The following is a 19,871-nucleotide window of genomic DNA, read 5'->3' as shown; positions in this document are numbered from 1 at the left end:
CGGTTGTGGGGCCGGTTGAGCGAAAAGAAAGCGTAAGCGTGAATGAATCCCTCTCGCGCCCGGCAGGGCGTGCGAGAGGGGGAGAAATGAAAAAGGGAAAAAAAAGGAGAGTGACATGGCGGGAGCGGCGTTGAAGATCGAGCGATTGACGCGAGAGGCGTTTGCGCCGTTTGGCGATGTGATCGAGTTGTCGGGGGCGAAGCATTTCGGGATCAATGGCGGGACGACGGAGCGGTTTCACGATTTGGCGACGGTAGATTTGGGGCCGGAGGGCGGCCGCACCTTAGTCAATGTGTTTCGTGGCCAGCCGAGGCAGTTGCCGTATGAAGTGAAGATGTTGGAGCGGCATCCGTTGGGGAGTCAGGCGTTCATTCCGTTGAAGACGACGCCGTACTTGGTGGTGGTAGCGCCGGCGGGCGAATTGGATGTGAGTCAGATGAGGGCGTTTGTTTCGGAGGGGTGGCAGGGGGTGAACTATGCGCGTGGCGTGTGGCATCACCCGTTGTTGGCGTTGGATGAGGTGAGCGACTTCGTGGTGGTGGATCGGGGAGGAGAGGGTCACAACTGTGACGAGCAGGATTTGCCGGGCACGTATGTGTTGACGCGAGCGGCGTTGGAGGCGGTGCGTTCAGCAAGAAAGGCTGCATAAGCAGAGCGGTAGCGAAAGACAGGTGCGGGACAGCGAAGACGCCGGGGAGAGCCCGGCGTTTTGCATATGGGGGGATGAAAAAGCGAGGGAGGGGCGAGAGCGAGAGGAGGCGCCAGGAGGCGCCAGGAGGCGCTAGAAGGAGGTAGGAGGAGAAGAGGGACTGGAGAGGTGTGGGCGACGGCGCGGCCGTCCTGCGGCAGATGCGGAGCACGCGCGGGGCGGGTGCGGCGTCGCGATGGCGATGGAGACGGGCGGTGTCGACGGGACTGGGGCGGTGTGGGGGGAGGCGAGGGAAGCGGGCGGTGTCGGTGGAGGGACTGGGGGCGTGGAGGGGGGACGGACCGGGGCCCCTTTCTGCAGCGAGTTGGGTTTATGTTTGAGAGGCGGAAAGGGGCCCCGGTCCGTCTAGGGGAGCGGTGTTGAGGCTCCGGTCCGTCTAGGGGAGTGGTGTTGAGTTCAAATCACCAGCGTGGTGCGAAATGATGGGTGTGTTGCACGGAATTCGTGCGAAAGGGTAAAAAAGCGGCACGGGCATGAATATTGCACGATCTCGGCACAGCAATTTGCGGAGAAGCAAATGGTCGAGAGCTACAACGAGATGGCGAGCATCACGGGTGCGACGCGTGCGCATTACCGGCGGTTTGACGATTGGCTCAAATGCCAGTCCGAGGATGTCTTGCACCACAAGCGGGCTGAGGCCGACTTGGCGTTCCGGCGTGTGGGGATCACATTTGCCGTTTATGGCAACGAGGCGGGCACAGAGCGCTTGATCCCATTTGATTTGATCCCAAGAATTGTTCCTGCTCACGAATGGCAGACCTTGCAGGCGGGTTTGCGCCAGCGCGTGGACGCGTTGAACCGGTTCGTTCATGACGTCTACCATGAGCAGGACATCTTGCGTGCCGGGGTCATTCCGGCGGAGCAGGTATTACAGAACGCGCAGTATCGTCCCGAGATGCAGGGGGTGAACGTGCCGGGCGACATCTATGCACATATCGCGGGTGTGGATGTGGTGCGTGCGGGCGCGGGCGACGACGGGGTTTTCTACGTGCTGGAGGACAATCTCCGAGTGCCGTCCGGCGTGTCGTACATGCTGGAAAACCGCAAAATGATGATGCGGTTATTCCCTGAACTGTTCGCGAGAAACCGGATTGCGCCGGTCGAGCATTATCCGGACCTTTTGCTCGACAGTCTGCGCGCCGTGGCGCCGGTGGGGGTCGACGATCCCACCGTCGTCGTCATGACCCCGGGCATCTACAACTCCGCGTACTTCGAGCATGCCTTTCTGGCGCAACAGATGGGTATCGAGTTGGTCGAGGGGCAAGACCTGTTCGTCGAGGACAACCTCGTCTACATGCGAACCACCAATGGTGCGAAGCGCGTCGACGTCATCTATCGCAGAATCGACGACGACTTTCTCGATCCGTTGGCCTTCCGCGCCGACTCCACCTTGGGCGTGCCTGGTTTGCTCAGCGTCTACCGGGCGGGGCGAGTCACCTTGGCCAATGCCATCGGCGCCGGCGTTGCCGACGACAAATCCATCTACCCGTTCGTGCCGGACATGATCGAGTTTTACCTGGGTGAGAAGCCCATTCTCAACAACGTTCCGACCTACCAATGTCGTCGAGCGGACGATCTCGCCTACACCCTCGACAACCTTGGCGAACTCGTCGTCAAAGAAGTGCATGGTGCCGGAGGCTACGGCATGCTCGTGGGCCCTGCGGCCACCCGAGCCGAAATCGAGGCATTCCGGCAACGGCTCATCGCCAAACCCGACGGCTACATCGCCCAACCTACGCTCGCACTGTCCGCATGCCCCACCTTCGTCGAGGCCGGCATTGCACCGCGACACATCGATCTGCGTCCCTTCGTGCTCTCCTCCGGCAAGGGCGTCACCATGGTGCCGGGCGGACTCACCCGCGTTGCGCTTACCGAAGGCTCACTCGTCGTCAATTCCTCCCAGGGCGGGGGGACAAAAGACACCTGGGTGCTCGAAAAATAAGCCACGTTCGCCGGAAACGACAAAAAATCCTATCGGGAAGCCATCATGCTCAGCCGTACCGCCGATCACCTGTTCTGGATGGCTCGCTACATGGAGCGGGCCGAAAACACCGCACGCCTGCTCGACGTCAACTTGCAGAACCTGCTGCTCCCGCAAGATGCCATCGATGACGACGACGATGCCGACGGCGCCCGTGCGCACGCCGGCACCTTCAACGACGAGGCTGGCTGGCGCGCCACCTTGCGCATCTCCGAACTCGAACCCGCGTTCAATCGCAAACATGGGCGTGCCACGCGTGCCAATGTCCTCGACTTCGTCGTACGTGACCGCGATAACCCGTCGAGCATCGCTTGTTGTCTCGAGGCGGCACGCGAAAACGCGCGCGCCGTGCGGGGTACGCTTACCACCGAACTATGGGAAACCGTCAACAGCACCTGGCTCGATTTTCCGCGCATGCTCGACCTGCTCGAGCGCGACCCGGCCCAACTTTTCGAATGGGTCAAAGTGCGCTCGCACCTCTCGCGCGGCGTCAGCTTCGGCACCTTGTTCCAGGATGATGCCTTCTACTTTACTCGGCTGGGCCTATTCCTCGAACGCGCCGACAACACCGCGCGAATTCTCGACGTCCGCTTCCACGAAGCCGTGCGCACCGACCGGGCGGGCCCCGACGCCTCCCATCCCACCGACTTCTACTACTGGTCCGCCGTGCTGCGCAGCGTGTCCGGCTTCGAGATCTACCGCAAAGTGTACCGAGACGTGATTACCCCAGAGCGCGTCGTCGAACTGCTCATGCTCAACGCGCACATGCCACGCTCCTTGCTTGCCTCGCTCAGCGGCGTATGCGAAAACCTCGCCACCCTGTCCAATGCCCAGTCCGGGGATGTAGAACGCTACGCGGGAAAATTGCAAGCCGAACTCAAATACACCGACATCCAGCAGATCCACCAACAAGGCCTACATCCCGTCCTGACCGCGTTCCTTGAGCGCGTCTCCGTGCTCGGCAACAAGATCAGCCAGACCTTCCTGATCCCGCTCGCCGCCTGATGCCATGCGCCTGACCATCCGCCACGAGACCACCTACCGCTACGACACGCCGGTGCGTTACACCATCCAGCAGCTTCGGCTCACGCCTGCGGCGTCCGAAGTCCAGCGTATCGCGCACTGGCGGCTGAGCGCGCCCGGCAAACTCACGCCCGCGCGCGACGCGTTCGGGAACGACATGCATACCCTGGTGCTTCATCAGCCGCACAGCGAAATCCGCCTCATGGCCGAAGGCGAGATCGACACCACACCGCTCATCGATGGACGGCTCGGCGAGACGGCCCACGCCGTCCCGGTGTTATCCTTCGCGAGCCCGACGCCGCTCACCGCGCGCAGCGACGCCATCGACGCACTTGCCGCCGTCGCCGGTCTCGGCTCGCCGGGCGACCTGTTGGCGCTCGCCGCCACCATCTGCGAACATGTCGACTACGCATCCGGCATCACCGCCGTGACCAGCACCGCGGCTCAGGCACTGGCGCTTGGGCGAGGTGTCTGTCAGGATCACGCCCACCTGATGCTCGCCGTATGCCGAGCGCGAGGCGTGCCCGCGCGATACGTCAGCGGATATCTTGATCCCGGCGACGTACCGCATGCGGCCAGCCACGCATGGGTCGACGTATGGGTCGATGGGGAGGGATGGGTCAGCGTCGACGTCACGCACGCCTGTTTCGCCAGCGGCAACTATTGCCGATTGGCCGTCGGACGCGACTATGAGTCTGCCGCGCCCGTCAGAGGCATGCGCAGCGGCGGTGCGACAGAAGCGCTGCACGTATCGGTCAAAGTCGATACCGTGCCGCGCGTCCAACAACAATAGCTTTCCGCGTGCCCGGGCAGCGTGCCGGGCACGGCAAGACAGGAACGACATGACGTATTGCGTGGCCATGAAGCTCGATGCCGGGCTCGTCTTTCTCTCCGATACCCGAACCAATGCGGGCGTCGATCACGTAAGCACCTTTCGCAAGATGCTCGTGTTCGAGCGTGCGGACGAGCGCGTGCTCGTACTGCTCTCGGCGGGTAACCTCGCGCTCACCCAGGCCGTGCGCCAACAACTGGTCGAAGCGCGCGACACCGAAACGCTATGGAACGCCAAAAGCATGACCGACGTCGCGCGCGTTGTCGGCCAGGCAATTCGAGACGTCCACACACGCGATGCCAAGGCGCTCGAAGCCTTCGGTGTCGACTTCAATTGCAGCTTTCTGCTCGGCGGCCAAATCGCCGGTGCGCCGAGCCGCCTTTATCAACTGTACTCCGCCGGTAACTTTATCGAAGCGTCGTCGGTCAACCCATACTTCCAGATCGGCGAGTCCAAATACGGCAAGCCCATCATCGATCGGCTCGTCACGCCCGCGACCTCGCTCGACGACGGCGCCAAGTGCGCGCTGATTTCCATGGATTCCACGCTTCGCTCCAACGTCTCCGTGGGGCTGCCGCTCGATCTTCTCGTGTATGAAGAAAACAGCCTGCGCGTGACGCGGTTCGCGTCGCTCGACGACGAAAACGTCTACTACAAGATGATCCACGAATCGTGGGGGGCGCGCCTGCGCCAAGTGTTCGACGAACTGCCCGAACCGCAGTGGGCTGCCAGCGAAGTTAGCGTGCCGGCATCGCTGCCGCCACGCGCCGCGCCTCCCGAAGGCGCGCCGGGCGCGGACGACGCGTCCAGCGTGCAGTCGCTCGCGCAATCGTTCTCGCTAAAGATGCCGAGCTGAGCCGTCGCGGCATGACCATAAAAAACGGCGTGACCGCGAAGTCACGCCGCTCTGCTGGGTACGGTAGCCAGGGGCCAGGGCCTCAGCGAGACGCTGCGCGCGCCAACAGCGCGTCGCCCCGGTCACTGCGCCAATATAGCCAGACGCTGATGGCAAGCGTCAGCACTTCAGTGATCAACAGCGTGTACCAGATCGCCGCGCCACCGAACCCAACATTGAGCAGCCAAAGAATGCCCAGCAGCAACACCCAGCTTCGCAGCATGGCAATGGCCGCCGACGGTCCCGGTGACTCCACGGCCGTCAGAAAGCCCGCCACGATCAAATTGCCGGCTGCCGGCAGAAACGCCAGCGCATACCAAAGCACCGCGTGCTCGAGAATCGACCATGCCTGAACGCCTGCCGGCAAGAACAGGAATGTCAGCGGGCGAGCGAGTGTAGCCATGGCGACAGCCACCAGCACCGAGAACCCCGTCACCGCCATGACGCCGAGCCGGAACGACTCGCGCAATGCGTTCAGATCGCGCGAGCCACGGTAGAAGCTGATCATCGGCTGCATGCTCTGCACGAGCGCGACCATCGTCACCGTGGCACCGAGCGTCATGTATTCCAGAATGGCGTAGGCGGCCAACCCGGGCTCGCCAAAGTTCCACAGAATGACGCGATTGAACGCGAACACGGTCACCGCCGGGGCGATCGCCCCCAGAAACTCCGAGGCACCGTTGTACATCACACGCCAGATATGGACTTCGGTGTCTGCGAAAGCCCGCCGTGCAGGCACGACCTTCTTGGCCAGCACGAAGTGATACGCGAGCATCACGCTGCTGGAGACCATCATCGACAAGCCGGTGGCGAGCGACGCCCCGTACATGCCCATCTCCTTCACCACGATGAACCAATAGTCCAGCGCCACATTGGCGAGCGCGCCAAGAAACATCGCGTACAGTCCGAATCGCGCCGCCGGCGCGCCTTCCACGCGCAGGAACAGCTCCATCGCGTAAAGACCGTTCGCGAAAAGCACGAACCAGCCCCAGCCCGACAGAAAGCCCACCACGTGTTGTGTAATTTCGCCGTGTGCGCCGAGCGCAGCGGCGATTTCGTGACGGAAGTACAGCACCCCGGCGCTCATCGCGATACTGAAGGCGAGCATCTCCCAGAGCACCTGCGAGAATGCGCGACGCGCCTGTGCGTCGCGTCCCTCTCCCAACAAGCGGGCGATGAGCGTGGCGCCGCCCACACCGATCATGACACTGAACGCATACGGGACATACAGCAACGGGACGACGAGATTGAGCGCTGCCAACGCCTGTTCGCCGACATATCGACCGATGAAGATTCCGTCGATCAACGTGTAGACCGTGTATACCCAGCCGGAAAGAATGGTGGGAATCGCGAGCGACGTAAATTGTTTGAGCAGCGGCGTCCTTGTGCCCTGCGTGGATTGATGGAGCGTGGAATGAGACATGGTCCCCCCGATGACACATCGCCGCGTCGTGTCGGGACGCAGCTCACCGTGGCTTGCACATCGATACTTCGAGATGGGAGATCGACCGGGCACGCGCAAGCGATGGCGCACCCGTCCCGCCCACAACATCACGCGCAGCGGTGGCGCGCAGACGTCGTCAGGCAGTCAGATCGGACGGCGGAAACATTGCCTGGTGCAGATGCACCCAGACAACGCCTTGCCGGGAAGCGGAGAAAAGCAGGAAATTCATGATGTCTGATTCGTGATGCGCCTGCCGCTGTCGGCATCGCACCCGTAGTTTGACGTGATGGGAAGGTTGAGCGGATGCCGCCTTCGCAAATACGTCACGCCCGGACTGCCGGACGCGTACTACAGACCCGCGTACCCGTACCGAAGTTCCCAAGTGATTGTTTTGTCGGGGGAACAGTCGAAAACGTCCACGTCTCTTTCACCGCTTACAACGCCGTGCCGTGCATCAGCGCAACGCAACGCGATGACGTAAAAAAAAGGGGCGCCGAAGCGCCCCAACATGGGTCCAGCAAGAAAGACGTTCGTGAAGGTTACTGCTGCGCGCCGCCGTTGAACCACGCGGCAATCTTCTGGCGTTCGTCGTCGGTCATCTGGGTCACGTTGCCCAAGGGCATCGCCTTGAGCGCCACCGCCTGCTGATAGATCCGCTGGGCGTTTTGCGAAATCTCGGCCGGCGTATCGAACATCACCCCTGCCGGTGCGCTGCCCATCATCGTTGGCTTGGCCGAGTGACACGTCGCGCAGCGTTGCGTCAGGATCGGCTGGATTTCCGAGAGCTTCACGCTCGACGCCACCGCTTCGCCATGCGCGCCTGCGGCGGGCGTCGGGGCGGGGCGCGGTGCGGCGAACACGGCAACCCCGGCGAGCAGGGCCGCGCCAGCGACCGGCAGCACGTACAGATTCTTCCCCGCGTGACGCAGCACGAAGAACTGACGAATCATCGCGCCCGCGGCCATGATGATCGAAAGAATCACCCAATTGTGCGGATTGCTATAGGTGAACGCGTAGTGGTTGCTGATCATGATGAACACAACCGGCAATGTGAAATACGTGTTGTGAACCGAGCGCTGCTTGCCCAGCTTGCCCCAGATCGGGTTCGGCACCTCGCCCTTCGAGAGCGCATCGACGCTCTTGCGCTGTCCCGGGATGATCCAGAAGAACACGTTTGCCGACATCGACGTCGCCATCATGGCGCCGACAATCAGGAAGGCCGCGCGCCCGGCAAAAATATGCGTCGTGGCATACGTCGCGGCGACCACGAACAGCGCAACCGCAATGCCCAGCACCCGTTCGTTCTTGCCCAGCAGGCGGCACAGGAAATCGTAGACAAACCAGCCGCCAATCAGAAACGCCACCGCAAGACCCACCGCCTGACCCGGCTGCAGATCCATCACGGTCTTGTCGATGAGATACGTCTGCGGCTGCAGCAGATACAGCGCACAGAACAGGCCAAAGCCCGAGAGCCACGTCGTATACGACTTCCACTTCGACCAGTGCAGGTCTTCCGGCATCTGCGGAGGCGAGTTCAGGTACTTTTGCGCGTGGTAGAAACCGCCCCCATGCACCGACCACATCTCGCCGAACACGCCCTTTTGCTTGTCGTCGGCAGCCTTCGGCGGCTTCAGACCATTGTCCAGCATCACGAAATAGAACGACTCGCCAATCCAGGCAATGGCCGCTATCACATGCAGCCAGCGCAACAACAGATTGACCCAGTCGGTAATAAACGCTTCCATCTTATGTTCTCCTCAACTGCCTGACGTTCACGCTCACGCTTATCAACTACCGCGATACGTGGAAAAGCTCCACGGCGACACCAGAAGGGGCACGTGGTAATGCTGGGAAGGCTCGGCCACGCCGAAACGCAGCACAACGCGATCCACGAAGCGCGGCGACGGGACGTCCACGCCCTGGGCGGCGAAGTAGTCACCTGCATGAAACACGAGTTCATATTCGCCCGCGACGAATTCCTCGCCTTCGAGCAGCGGCTTGTCGCAACGGCCGTCGTGATTCGTCTGCACGTCGCGCAGCGAGCGGCGCTCGCCGTCCACACGCCATAGCTCGACACGGATGCCCGCGCCTGGCTTGCCGTGCGATGTATCAAGTACGTGGGTAGTCAGTCGTCCCATGATGTCTCCTGTAATGGATGGGTGCATTGTAGGGAGATGGCGGCCTGGCAACGGGCGCAATACCAAAGATAAAAACGCGCACATACCACGCCACGCCGGACAAATACGTGACAGGCATTCCTGCGTTATGCCGACGTGCTCAGCGTACCCCGCGCGCCCTGCGATGGGGATTTTTGGGAGCACTATTTGTTTCGTTTATCCGCTGTATAACGCCATTCATATGATGTGTGTCCGCGACCGGATGCGCATCGCCCGGAAAGCCCAATGGCGACGTACCTGCCTCGGGAAAACCCGAGCGGCAAGATAAGCATTCAGGCATACGTTCCATGAAAAAAACACTATAGCCTCCGACGGTCTTGTCGCAAAAGGCGTCGACCTGCACCATTGAGTCACCCAAAAATAGCAATCAAACAGCCCCCCTTGGGACGGAGACGCAATGAGTGTGACAACCAACACCGTGGATCCGGTCGACGAGCGACTGCCGATCGGAAAACTGTTCATGCTGGGCCTGCAGCACGTGCTCGTGATGTATGCGGGGGCGGTCGCCGTGCCGCTCATCATCGGCGGCGCCCTTGGCTTGCCCAAGGACCAGATCGCTTTTCTCATTTCCGCCGACCTGATGTGCTGCGGCATTGCCACGCTGATCCAGAGCGTGGGCGTGGGTCGTTTCGGCATTCGCATGCCGGTCGTCATGGCCGTCACGTTCGCGGCGGTCGGTCCAATGCTCGCGATCGGCACCAATCCATCGCTCGGGTTGCCCGGCATTTTCGGGGCGACCATCGCCGCCGGTATCATCGGTACGCTGCTCGCGCCGGCCGTTGGCAAGCTGCTGCGCTTCTTTCCGCCCATTGTCACGGGCATTGTCATCACGTCGATCGGCCTGACCATCATCGGCGTGGGGATCAATTGGGCGGCGGGCGGGGTGGGCAATCCCGATTACGGCGACCCGGTCTACCTGGGAGTGTCCTTCGCGGTACTCGTCTTCATCTTGTTGATCACGCGCTTCGTGAAGGGCTTCTTCTCGAACATTGCCGTGCTGCTCGGTATTCTGTTCGGCTTCGCCATTGCGTTGATGCTTCACAAAGTCAATTTCGACGGCCTCGATCAGGTGAAGTGGTTCGACGTCGTGCTGCCGTTCCATTTCGGCATGCCGGTGTTCGATCCGTGGGCGATTGTGACGCTCACCATCGTGATGCTGATCACGTTCATCGAATCGACGGGCATGTTCCTGGCGCTTGGCGAGATCGTGGGCAAGCCGGTCGACGAGAAGGCGCTGGTGGCCGGTCTGCGTGTCGACGGCTTGGCCACCGTGATCGGCGGCCTGTTCAATACGTTCCCGCATACCTCCTTTTCGCAGAATATCGGCCTCGTGGGCGTGACGGGGGTGAAAAGTCGCTGGGTGTGCGTGGCGGCGGGCGTCATCCTGCTCGTGTTCGGCTTCATTCCGAAGATGTCGGTGGTTGTGGCCTCGATTCCGCAATTCGTGCTGGGTGGCGCCGGCGTGGTCATGTTTGGCATGGTGCTCGCCACGGGCATCAAAATTCTGTCCAAGGTCGACTACTCGCACAACCGCTATAACCTGTACATTGTCGCCATCAGCATCGGCATGGCGATGATTCCGGTGGCGTCGAACAAGTTCTTCTCGAAGATGCCGGAACAACTCGCGCCGTTGCTCCACAGCGGGATTCTGCTGGCCACGCTCTCGGCGGTGATTCTGAACGCCTACTTCAATGGCTTCAAAGCGCCGGCCGCCAATGGCCACGGCGAGCAGAACGGGTCAGCGATGGGACTGGAGGCGCATTGATGAAAACGCTGCTCGTCACGAATGCCGACGTGCTGGTCACCATGGATGCGGGCCGCCGCGAAATTGCCCGAGGCGGCCTGTACATCGAGGACAATCGGATCGTGGCCGTCGGCACCCGCGATACGCTGCCGGACACGGCCGACGAAGTGCTCGATCTGACCGGGCACGTCGCCATCCCCGGCCTGGTCAACACGCATCACCACATGTACCAGAGCCTCACGCGCGCCATTCCGGCGGCGCAGGACGGCGAACTGTTCAACTGGCTGACGAACCTGTATCCGGTGTGGGCGAACCTCACGCCGGAGATGATCCGCGTTTCGACCCAGACGGCGATGGCCGAGTTGCTGCTCTCGGGCTGCACCACGTCGAGCGACCACCTGTACATCTACCCGAACGGCTGCAAGCTCGACCACAGCATCGAGGCGGCCGCCGAGATCGGCATGCGCTTTCATGCCAGCCGTGGCAGCATGAGCGTCGGGCAGAGTCAGGGCGGGCTGCCGCCCGATCGTGTCGTGGAGCGCGAAGACGACATTCTCACCGACACGCAACGCCTCATCGAAACGTATCACGACGCAGGTCGCTACGCGATGCTGCGCGTGGTCGTGGCGCCATGCTCGCCGTTTTCCGTGAGCCGTGACCTGATGCGCGAGTCGGCGACGATGGCGCGTCACTACGGCGTATCGATGCATACCCATCTGGCGGAGAACGTCAACGATATTGCCTACAGCCGCGAGATGTTCGGCATGACGCCGGCCGAATACGCGCAGGATCTGGGCTGGGTCGGCCACGATGTCTGGCATGCCCACTGCGTGCAACTCGACGACTCGGGCATCGCGCTGTTCGCCAAGACTGGCACCGGCGTGGCGCATTGCCCGTGTTCGAACATGCGGCTCGCATCGGGCATCGCCCCGATTCGACGCATGCGCGACGCGGGCGTGCCCGTTGGGCTGGGGGTGGACGGATCGGCGTCGAACGATGCGGCCAACATGATCGGCGAGGCGCGCCAGGCATTGCTGCTACAACGCGTGGGCTTCGGCCCGAGCGCGATGACCGCGCGCGAGGCCCTGGAGATCGCCACGGTGGGGGGCGCGCGCGTGCTGGGGCGAGACGACATCGGCGTGCTCGCGCCCGGCATGGCGGCGGACTTCGTGGCGTTCGACACACGTGGCATCGGCATGGCGGGTGGCCTGCACGATCCGGTCGCGGCGCTGGTCTTCTGTAATCCGGGACACGCTGCCTACAGCGTGGTGAACGGGCGGGTGGTGGTGCGCGAAGGGCGTCTGGCGACGCTCGACCTGCCATCGCTCGTCACGCGTCACAACGCGCTGGCGCAGCAACTGGCCGAGGCATCCCGATAAGGCCCTGTCGCGCCGGCCGCCCCTACATGGTGTGCGGCTGGGCACGGCAACAGGCCGGCGGGACGTCGGGGGTGGTGTGCCTGTACGCCGGGCATGCTGCCGTGCGGTTCGGCGGAGCGGTGGGGGCCGCTCCGCCGGTAAAAACCGCGCGGGAATCCCTAGGCGAATCGATGGCGCAGTCAAGCGCAGGTAACTGCAGGTGACGACGGCGGCGACGGCTTAGGTCTGGGGGCGCATCTCAAGCAAAGTCCGCGTGGCGTCGGAAATGACGCTGCGTAGCCAGCGCACCTCATCCGAATAGTGTGTGCGTTCGTGCCACAACTGGTAATACTGCATCGGCGGGAAGTCGATGGGCGCTTCGAGCACGGTGAGCGGCAGGAACTCCGCGTAATAGTCGGCAAACAGGCGCGTCGTGGTGAAGATCAGATCGGATTTGAGCAGAACGTAAGGCGCCAGATTGAAATACGGAATCGTCACGACCACATTACGCTTCAGGCGCTCGCGCGCCAGGTGCATATCGATGGCGCCGCGTTGCGCAACGGAATAGGGCGTGGGCGCGAGATGCGGGCTGGCGAGATACTGGTCGAGCGTGAGGCCGCGTTTGGCGTAGGGGTGCGTATTGCGCACCAGGCAGACGATCTGATCGACGAACAAGTTCGAGAGGTGAAGCTGCTCCGGCGGCTCGGGCCAGTTGCCGATCACGATGTCGACCTTGCCATCTTCGAGGGCGTGCTCATAGTCGAAGGCGGGCCCCAGCGAATGCAGTTCGAGATGAGCGTTGGGCGCCTGCTGGCGAAAGCGTTCGACGACTGTCGGTACGAATAGCGTATTCAGATAGTCGGGCGAGCCGATGCGGAACGTGCGAACCGTCGTCGCCGGATCGAAATTCGATTGCTGAACCGTGATGCGCTCAATCTCGCGCAAAGCGTTCTGTGTTGGCTCCAGCAGCGATTGACCGTACTCCGTGGGCACCATGCCCGATTTGCCGCGCACCAGCAGCGGATCGCCGGTGATGTCGCGCAACCGCCGCAGCGCCGCGCTGATCGCCGGCTGCGACTGGTTCAGCTTGACGGCCGCGCGCGTCACGCTGCGCTCGATCAACAAGGTATGAAGGACGCGCAGCAAATAAGTGTCAATCGGTTCGCGGTTCTGGCTCATAAGGAATATAACAATCCGAATATGTCGGACTGTGAATTGCATAAGGAAATCATTATGAAGCACAAGTCGCACACGCTTCTATAGCGGAAAGCCCCTACCGGCGACCGTAGCGCCTGTCGTTCGCGAGGCGACAGGCGCTGCAACAATGTTAATCGCGGGCTGGCTGCACTGTCGGATCCCACGCGAGTTTGCCCGCGCCGGGGGTGGCGACCGACAACGGCTGCTGTGCCGAGCCCGCGTAAAACACCAGCAGTTCTGCGCCGGCATCGCCCGTCCGTCCCCGATGGGGCACATCGACCAGTTCCATGATTGTCTGCCCGGCGGTAAACGAACGTTGTGTGCCGTTATCGGCGCGCTCGACGCTCAACTGGCCCGACGTGACGTAGCCAATGGCGGGCATGGGGTGGAGGTGCCAGTCCAGCCGGGTGTTCGGGGCAATGGAGATGCGCACGAGCGTGGGTTCAGGAACGCCGCTCGGGTAGGCCGTGTAGCCGGTCTGGTCCCATGAGGACGAGGATTTGACGAGGATTTCGGTGCTCACGCCGGAGGGGCGGGCCTCGGCACCGGCCGGCGCCGAGGCCGTCAACAGCGGGGCGGCGCTCAGCAGGGCAAGGAGCGCGCGGTAGCGGGCGTGCATGGCGCGTGAGGCGGTCATCGACAAGCGGATAGCGGTCATGGCTGGAATGAGAGTGTGGATGAGGGTGATGGAATCGCCGGAGCGAGCCCAAAAAAGCACGAGGAAAGATCGAGGAAAGGGCAGAAAAAGGAAAAAAGCCGGGCGCTCCGGCGTGTTTGGCCGCGTCGGTCGGCGCGTTGCGGGCCGCTAATGCCCAACCTGCGCAGACTTAAGCGCATTCATACGCGCAGGCACAGGCGCGGACATGCGCACCGCCGTACGCACCGATTGACGTGGCTTCGGGCAGCGTAAGACAGTCGATGCCGTGTCGGCCCCTGCGTACGCCACATTTCGGATGCTTCACAACCGCTGGGGGCGGCCCGGGGCGCATGACATGCATCGGTGTTAAAATGTCAGGTTTCGTGGCGCAATTTCGTGCCGCCGCACCTCATCTCCCGGATACCACCTGTGCTGTCTACTGCCAATATCACGATGCAATTCGGCGCGAAGCCGCTCTTCGAGAACATCTCCGTCAAGTTCGGCGGGGGCAACCGCTACGGCCTGATCGGCGCCAACGGTTGCGGCAAATCGACTTTCATGAAGATCCTTGGCGGCGATCTGGAGCCGAGCGGGGGCAACGTCATGCTCGAGCCGAACGTTCGCCTGGGCAAGCTCAAGCAGGACCAGTTCGCGTATGAAGACATGCGCGTGCTCGATGTCGTGATGATGGGGCACACCGAGATGTGGGCGGCCATGAGCGAGCGCGACGCCATCTACGCCAATCCGGAGGCGACGGACGACGACTACATGCACGCGGCCGAGCTCGAGGCGAAGTTCGCCGAGTACGACGGTTACACGGCCGAAGCGCGTGCCGGCGAATTGCTGCTCGGCGTGGGCATTCCGACGGACCAGCATCAGGGGCCGATGAGCAACGTCGCGCCGGGCTGGAAGCTGCGGGTGCTGCTCGCGCAGGCGCTGTTCTCGAATCCGGACGTGCTGCTGCTCGACGAACCGACCAACAACCTGGACATCAACACGATCCGCTGGCTGGAAGACGTGCTCAACGAGCGCAACTCCACCATGATCATCATCTCGCACGATCGCCACTTCCTGAATGCCGTGTGTACGCACATGGCGGATATGGACTATGGCACGCTGAAGATCTACCCGGGCAACTACGACGACTACATGCTTGCGTCGGCGCAGGCCCGCGAGCGTCAGATGGCAGCGAACACCAAGGCCAAGGAACGTATTACCGATCTGCAGGACTTCGTGCGCCGTTTCTCGGCGAACAAGTCGAAGGCACGTCAGGCGACGAGCCGCCTCAAGCAGATCGACAAGATCAAGGTTGAAGACCTCAAGCCGTCGTCGCGTCAGAATCCGTTCATCCGTTTCGAATTCGAGAAGAAGTTGCACAACCTTGCGTTCGAATTCGAGGGCATTTCGAAGTCGTACGATCGTCAGATCTTCAAGAACGTCTCGGGCGCCGTGCGCGCTGGCGAACGGGTGGCGATCATCGGCGAGAACGGCGCCGGCAAGACCACGCTGCTTCGCAGCTTGATGGCGGCGTTGCCGGTCGACGCCGGCAATGTGAAGTGGGCGGAGAACGCGAACATCGGTTACATGCCGCAAGACACGTCGGAAGCGTTTCCGCAAGACCTGACGCTCACCGACTGGATGACGCAGTGGGGCAAGGAGGGCGACGACGATCAGGTGATTCGTGGCTCGCTCGGCCGTCTGCTCTTCGGTGGCGACGACGTGCGCAAATCGGTGCGTGTGCTCTCCGGGGGCGAGAAGGGCCGCATGATCTGGGGCAAGCTGATGCTGGGCCGTCACAATGTGCTGATGATGGACGAGCCCACCAACCACATGGACATGGAGTCGATCGAGTCGCTGCAGATCGCGCTCGACAAGTATCCGGGCACGCTGGTCTTCGTCTCGCATGACCGTGAATTCGTGTCGGGCCTGGCAACGCGTGTCATCGAAGTGAAGAACGACGGTACGCTCATCGATTACCAAGGCACGTACGACGAGTATCTGGCGAGCCAGGGCGTGGAAGTCTGAGTCGCGCTCGGTCTCCGTCGTTCAAACGAAAGAACCCGCTTCGGCGGGTTTTTTCATTGGTGCTGTGGCGTTCCCGTTCGCCGAGCGGTCTGACGGTTTAACCGTCCTTTCCGTCAACCCGCGCCGTCACCAGATAGGGCGCATAGCGCATCAGATAGACGGCAAATGCCGCCAGCCAGCACACGCCCGCTGCGTCAATCCAGGCGCTTGTGGCACCACTCGCCAACCAGGGGCCGAAGACGCGCAAGAGTGCCGCGGCAATGATCAATCCGTAACAGGCCATCTCGAAGCGCCCGGCGATCAGCGCGCGGCCGGTATGTCCCAGTGCCGTGCGAGTGATCATGCCCATGATGGCGCACCCGATCGCGCCGACCGTCAAGGCGTGGATTGCAAGGGAGTGTGCAATCGTTCCCGCGGCCGCGAGCGCCAGCAGCGCAAAGCCGATCGGAATCCACGCATAGGCCACATGCAGGATCGCCAGTATCGGTCGAGGCCCGGCACGCCAGGAACGCCATCCTGCCAGCCGGATACCGTGAATCAACGCCGTGAGTGCGGCGCACACGATCGTCAGGGCGGGCAGCGCCAGGAATGCATCTGCGAGAAGCGTGATGACGACGCTCGGGGCGGCCAGCGTTTCAATCCACTTCCAGCGCTTCGCGCAATAGCCCGGCACCGCGTTCGAGGTGAACATCGGGACTACGCGCCCCGCGATCACCGTGACGAACATGACGACCAGTCCGATGGCGGCGTTAGCGGCCTGTAACGAGAGATCAACGCGTCCTTGCCACGCCCACCAGTGGAAGAGGGCGTTCAACGCTCCGAAAGCGCCGAGGGCGACGGGGAGAAACATGTTGCGACGATTGTTCGCCTTGATCAGCACGCGCATCAGCACGATGGCAACCACGGGAAGAAAAAGGGAATCGATGCCCGCGGCGAGCCATTCGGGCCCGTAATAAACCAGTACCCGTCCCGCTGCCCACAAGCCCCACAGCCACATAAGCGGTGCACCCCGGGGCGTATCGAGCGAGGTCCACGCGCGAACCGCGGTGAGCAAGAATCCCACGACGATGGCGGCCAAGCCGCCAAATATCATCTCGTGAACGTGCCAGACGAGGCCGTTCACGGGCGCGGCCCGACCGGCGACGGGATAGCCGTGAAGCGCGGCCAGCCATAGCGCAACGGCCAATACCGCAAAGCCTGCGCCGCCCAGGTAAAACGGGCGAAAGCCAAGCCGAAGCAGGGGCAGCCCGGGGGCCGATTGCGACGACGGTTTCGTGGTGGGTTGGCCGATTGACATCGTGACCTCCGCGATAAGATGCATTACAAATGCATCTTATCGCATCATTGGGCGATCGGGGAGAAATGTCCTTATGGGGAGGCGGCGTGACGATAGCGATATTTGGCGAACGGGGCGGGCGAAATACTCCGTCGAGAATGCTTGCCTTTTTGGACACCCGATGCCGTAGGCGCGTCGGTCCTGTGCGGGCAATCGGTGCTTGCGTCATCTGACCGCAGCTTAGGAATCTCGGAAGCTGCGTGTCGGAGTCGACTGATTTCGTCGCAAGCGTGCGAGATGCGTGGGCGCGCGGTCTACAATGATCGCTCGTCGGGAACCTCCCCGCAGGAGACATCGCATGATCACGTACGACAAATTTTTCATCGACGGCCGGTGGGTGACGCCGGTCGGGCGCGCGACGCTGGACGTCTTTCACTCGGCTGACGGGACGCTCATGGGCCGCATTCCAGAGGGCGCAACGGACGACGTGCAGGCGGCCGTTGCCGCCGCGCTGAATGCGCGCGATCGCTGGGCGGCCACGCCGCCTGCCGAGCGCGCCGTCTACCTGCGCAGGATTGCTGCGGGCCTGAAGGCGCGCACGGACGCGCTCGCACAAGTCATCACCGGCGAGACCGGCATGCCGATCAAGCTCGCTCGCGCTATTCAAGTGGGCGGACCTGTCTATCACTGGAATCAATACGCCGAATTGGCCGAGACGTTCGAATTTGAAGCGCGTGTCGGCAATTCGCTGGTGGTGCGCGAGCCGGTCGGCGTGGTAGCGGCCATCACGCCGTGGAATTACCCGCTGAATCAAATCACGCTGAAGGTGGCGCCAGCGCTGGCGGCCGGTTGCACGGTGGTGCTCAAGCCGTCGGAAGTGGCGCCTTTCAACGCGTTTATCCTGGCCGAGGTCATCGCCGAAGCGGGGCTGCCGCCCGGAGTGTTCAATCTCGTGACCGGGCTCGGGCCCGTGGTCGGCGAGGCGTTGGTGCGGCATCCGAACGTCGACATGGTGTCCTTTACGGGATCGACGCGGGCAGGTAAGCGCGTGTCCGAAGTCGCGTCGCAGACGGTCAAACGGGTCGCACTGGAACTCGGCGGGAAATCGGCATCGGTCGTGCTCGACGATGCGGATCTCGCCGCCGCGGTCAAAGGCACGCTCAACGCCTGCTATCTGAATTCCGGCCAGACGTGTTCGGCGCACACGCGCATGCTCGTGCCTGCGTCACTTTATGAGGAAGTCAAGGCATTGGCGAAGGAGGCTGTCGCGCGCTTCACGCTGGGGGATCCGCGCGAGGAAACGACGCGTCTCGGACCGTTGGCGTCCGCCGCACAGCGCGAGCGAGTTCAGACCTATATCCGCAAAGGTCTGGCGGAAGGCGCGGAGTTGATCGCGGGCGGGGATGCTGTGCCGGCCGGGTTCGAGGCGGGGTTCTTCGTGCAGCCGACGGTGCTGGGCCGCGTGGCACCTGACGCGACGGTCGCGCAGGAGGAGATTTTCGGTCCGGTGCTCTCGATCATCACGTATCAGGACGAGGCCGATGCCGTGCGTATCGCCAACGACTCGATCTACGGGCTGGGCGGCGGCGTGTGGTCGGGCGACGAGGCGCGCGCGGTGCGGGTGGCGCGTCAGATCCGCACGGGGCAGGTGGATATCAATGGCGGGGAGTTCAACGTGAAGGCGCCGTTCGGCGGATTCAAACAGTCCGGGCACGGACGTGAGAACGGCGTGTACGGCTTCGAGGAGTTCCTCGAGTACAAGTCGCTTCAGTTCAAGGCGGCGAAGTCGTAGACCGGCTCTCGCAAAAGCGCATCGCCTTGCCCTCGCGGGTGATGCGCGCCCACACGGCGGCCTTCTCGGCGTCGTTCAAGAATACCCAGTTCGACACTTCGTCGGCGGTGCGCCCGCAACCCTTGCAGACGTCGTCGAAGAGCGTCGAGCAAACGCCAATGCAGGGGCTGTCGGGGCGGTCATGCAGTTCGGACATAGGGGGCGTGTCGGCCAAAGGCGGGATGGGCGTTCAAAACAGGCGCCATTATCGCATTGATGGCCGGATTGCCGTTGAATCCCCCACCGCGGGGTTTGGCGGCGGACATGCCGGTGAGTTCAGGTGGGGGCCGGCCCAAAGGGATAGCCATAAGGATGATTTATGTTGCGTAGCTGGCAACTGTTTGCGCTGGGCTCGGCGTTCTTCGCCGCGCTGACGGCGGTTTTCGGAAAGCTCGGGGTGGCGCAGGTCAACTCGAACATGGCCACGCTGATACGCACGGTCATCATCTTCGCCGTGACGTTGGCGATCGTGGGCATGCGCGGCGAGTGGCAGCGCCCGGCGAGCCTGAGCGCAAACACATGGTTGTTTCTGGTGCTCTCCGGCGTGGCGACCGGTTTGTCGTGGCTTTGCTACTTCCGTGCGCTGCAGTTGGGACCCGTGTCGGGCGTTGCGCCGCTCGATAAGCTCAGCGTGGCGATGGCGATGATCATCGGCTGGAGCGTGCTCGGTGAACCGTTCTCGCTCAAGGAAGCCCTTGGCGGGGCGCTGATCGTCGCGGGCGCCCTCGTGCTCGTGTTCTGA

At 62.6% G+C, this 19,871-nt stretch carries 17 protein-coding genes; 10 read left to right on the top strand and 7 right to left on the bottom strand.

Annotated elements, in window-relative coordinates:
- Positions 1-115 precede the first annotated feature (115 nt).
- From PCE31107_RS11175 to PCE31107_RS11155, 5 genes are all read left to right on the top strand, one after another.
- Positions 116-649: an ureidoglycolate lyase gene (locus tag PCE31107_RS11175; protein ID WP_150564802.1), complete on the top strand. Its 534-nt coding sequence runs from the start codon at positions 116-118 to the stop codon at positions 647-649.
- Between the two features lie 577 nt (positions 650-1,226).
- Positions 1,227-2,651 (top strand): circularly permuted type 2 ATP-grasp protein, encoded by a 1,425-nt coding sequence (locus tag PCE31107_RS11170; protein ID WP_174966625.1) that lies wholly within the window; start codon positions 1,227-1,229, stop codon positions 2,649-2,651.
- Between the two features lie 45 nt (positions 2,652-2,696).
- A complete protein-coding gene (locus tag PCE31107_RS11165) occupies positions 2,697-3,695 on the top strand; it encodes an alpha-E domain-containing protein (protein WP_130025839.1) in 999 nt (332 codons plus the stop codon).
- 4 nt (positions 3,696-3,699) lie between these two features.
- Positions 3,700-4,506 (top strand): transglutaminase family protein, encoded by an 807-nt coding sequence (locus PCE31107_RS11160; protein ID WP_150608417.1) that lies wholly within the window; start codon positions 3,700-3,702, stop codon positions 4,504-4,506.
- Positions 4,507-4,555: 49 nt separating this feature from the next.
- On the top strand, positions 4,556-5,401 hold the full coding sequence (locus tag PCE31107_RS11155; protein WP_130025841.1) for a proteasome-type protease: 846 nt from the start codon (positions 4,556-4,558) through the stop codon (positions 5,399-5,401).
- An 82-nt stretch (positions 5,402-5,483) separates the two neighbouring features.
- On the opposite strand, the gene PCE31107_RS11150 is transcribed toward PCE31107_RS11155, so the two are convergent.
- From PCE31107_RS11150 to uraH, 3 genes are all read right to left on the bottom strand, one after another.
- Positions 5,484-6,863 (bottom strand): MATE family efflux transporter, encoded by a 1,380-nt coding sequence (locus PCE31107_RS11150; RefSeq protein ID WP_150608414.1) that lies wholly within the window; start codon positions 6,861-6,863, stop codon positions 5,484-5,486.
- 560 nt (positions 6,864-7,423) lie between these two features.
- Complete coding sequence (locus PCE31107_RS11145) at positions 7,424-8,629, bottom strand: urate hydroxylase PuuD (RefSeq protein ID WP_130025843.1); 1,206 nt, start codon at positions 8,627-8,629, stop codon at positions 7,424-7,426.
- Between the two features lie 42 nt (positions 8,630-8,671).
- Positions 8,672-9,022, bottom strand: a complete 351-nt coding sequence (gene uraH, locus PCE31107_RS11140) for a hydroxyisourate hydrolase (RefSeq protein ID WP_017234290.1) — start codon at positions 9,020-9,022, stop codon at positions 8,672-8,674.
- Positions 9,023-9,464: 442 nt separating this feature from the next.
- Here uraH and PCE31107_RS11135 point away from each other — a divergent pair, with 442 nt between their 5' ends.
- Both PCE31107_RS11135 and PCE31107_RS11130 read left to right on the top strand, forming a co-directional pair.
- On the top strand, positions 9,465-10,826 hold the full coding sequence (locus PCE31107_RS11135; protein ID WP_281352575.1) for a nucleobase:cation symporter-2 family protein: 1,362 nt from the start codon (positions 9,465-9,467) through the stop codon (positions 10,824-10,826).
- Positions 10,826-12,184 carry an 8-oxoguanine deaminase gene (locus PCE31107_RS11130; protein WP_150608410.1) on the top strand — a complete coding sequence of 453 codons (1,359 nt, stop codon included), beginning with the start codon at positions 10,826-10,828 and terminating at the stop codon, positions 12,182-12,184. The genes PCE31107_RS11135 and PCE31107_RS11130 overlap by 1 nt, the downstream gene beginning before the upstream one ends.
- 219 nt (positions 12,185-12,403) lie before the next feature.
- On the opposite strand, the gene PCE31107_RS11125 is transcribed toward PCE31107_RS11130, so the two are convergent.
- Positions 12,404-13,342, bottom strand: a complete 939-nt coding sequence (locus PCE31107_RS11125; protein WP_130025846.1) for a LysR substrate-binding domain-containing protein — start codon at positions 13,340-13,342, stop codon at positions 12,404-12,406.
- A gap of 148 nt (positions 13,343-13,490) precedes the next feature.
- Positions 13,491-14,018 carry a cupin domain-containing protein gene (locus PCE31107_RS11120; protein ID WP_174966624.1) on the bottom strand — a complete coding sequence of 176 codons (528 nt, stop codon included), beginning with the start codon at positions 14,016-14,018 and terminating at the stop codon, positions 13,491-13,493.
- 408 nt (positions 14,019-14,426) lie between these two features.
- Between PCE31107_RS11120 and PCE31107_RS11115 the strand changes: the two genes are divergently transcribed.
- Positions 14,427-16,022 (top strand): ABC-F family ATPase, encoded by a 1,596-nt coding sequence (locus PCE31107_RS11115; protein WP_150608408.1) that lies wholly within the window; start codon positions 14,427-14,429, stop codon positions 16,020-16,022.
- 97 nt (positions 16,023-16,119) lie between these two features.
- Here the strand turns inward: PCE31107_RS11115 and PCE31107_RS11110 are convergent, their stop codons facing one another.
- Complete coding sequence (locus tag PCE31107_RS11110; protein ID WP_150608406.1) at positions 16,120-17,319, bottom strand: NnrS family protein; 1,200 nt, start codon at positions 17,317-17,319, stop codon at positions 16,120-16,122.
- A gap of 337 nt (positions 17,320-17,656) precedes the next feature.
- Here PCE31107_RS11110 and PCE31107_RS11105 point away from each other — a divergent pair, with 337 nt between their 5' ends.
- Positions 17,657-19,090 carry an aldehyde dehydrogenase family protein gene (locus PCE31107_RS11105; RefSeq protein WP_150608404.1) on the top strand — a complete coding sequence of 478 codons (1,434 nt, stop codon included), beginning with the start codon at positions 17,657-17,659 and terminating at the stop codon, positions 19,088-19,090.
- On the opposite strand, the gene PCE31107_RS11100 is transcribed toward PCE31107_RS11105, so the two are convergent.
- Complete coding sequence (locus PCE31107_RS11100) at positions 19,071-19,286, bottom strand: DUF1289 domain-containing protein (protein WP_130025849.1); 216 nt, start codon at positions 19,284-19,286, stop codon at positions 19,071-19,073. The genes PCE31107_RS11105 and PCE31107_RS11100 overlap by 20 nt on opposite strands.
- Positions 19,287-19,448: 162 nt before the next feature.
- Here PCE31107_RS11100 and PCE31107_RS11095 point away from each other — a divergent pair, with 162 nt between their 5' ends.
- Positions 19,449-19,871: an EamA family transporter gene (locus PCE31107_RS11095; RefSeq protein WP_130025850.1), complete on the top strand. Its 423-nt coding sequence runs from the start codon at positions 19,449-19,451 to the stop codon at positions 19,869-19,871.

Source organism: Pandoraea cepalis, from assembly GCF_902459625.1.
GTDB classification, from domain to species: Bacteria; Pseudomonadota; Gammaproteobacteria; order Burkholderiales; family Burkholderiaceae; genus Pandoraea; species Pandoraea cepalis.
This window is presented reverse-complemented; position numbering and strand designations above follow the sequence as displayed.

Bases quoted from the DNA above. Each gene is read 5' to 3' on its own strand.
- PCE31107_RS11175 (WP_150564802.1), top strand. From the start codon at position 116: ATGGCGGGAGCGGCGTTGAAGATCGAGCGATTGACGCGAGAGGCGTTT.
- PCE31107_RS11170 (WP_174966625.1), top strand. From the start codon at position 1,227: ATGGTCGAGAGCTACAACGAGATGGCGAGCATCACGGGTGCGACGCGT.
- PCE31107_RS11165 (WP_130025839.1), top strand. From the start codon at position 2,697: ATGCTCAGCCGTACCGCCGATCACCTGTTCTGGATGGCTCGCTACATG.
- PCE31107_RS11160 (WP_150608417.1), top strand. From the start codon at position 3,700: ATGCGCCTGACCATCCGCCACGAGACCACCTACCGCTACGACACGCCG.
- PCE31107_RS11155 (WP_130025841.1), top strand. From the start codon at position 4,556: ATGACGTATTGCGTGGCCATGAAGCTCGATGCCGGGCTCGTCTTTCTC.
- PCE31107_RS11150 (WP_150608414.1), bottom strand. From the start codon at position 6,863: ATGTCTCATTCCACGCTCCATCAATCCACGCAGGGCACAAGGACGCCG.
- PCE31107_RS11145 (WP_130025843.1), bottom strand. From the start codon at position 8,629: ATGGAAGCGTTTATTACCGACTGGGTCAATCTGTTGTTGCGCTGGCTG.
- uraH (WP_017234290.1), bottom strand. From the start codon at position 9,022: ATGGGACGACTGACTACCCACGTACTTGATACATCGCACGGCAAGCCA.
- PCE31107_RS11130 (WP_150608410.1), top strand. From the start codon at position 10,826: ATGAAAACGCTGCTCGTCACGAATGCCGACGTGCTGGTCACCATGGAT.
- PCE31107_RS11125 (WP_130025846.1), bottom strand. From the start codon at position 13,342: ATGAGCCAGAACCGCGAACCGATTGACACTTATTTGCTGCGCGTCCTT.
- PCE31107_RS11120 (WP_174966624.1), bottom strand. From the start codon at position 14,018: ATGACCGCTATCCGCTTGTCGATGACCGCCTCACGCGCCATGCACGCC.
- PCE31107_RS11110 (WP_150608406.1), bottom strand. From the start codon at position 17,319: ATGTCAATCGGCCAACCCACCACGAAACCGTCGTCGCAATCGGCCCCC.
- PCE31107_RS11105 (WP_150608404.1), top strand. From the start codon at position 17,657: ATGATCACGTACGACAAATTTTTCATCGACGGCCGGTGGGTGACGCCG.
- PCE31107_RS11100 (WP_130025849.1), bottom strand. From the start codon at position 19,286: ATGTCCGAACTGCATGACCGCCCCGACAGCCCCTGCATTGGCGTTTGC.
- PCE31107_RS11095 (WP_130025850.1), top strand. From the start codon at position 19,449: ATGTTGCGTAGCTGGCAACTGTTTGCGCTGGGCTCGGCGTTCTTCGCC.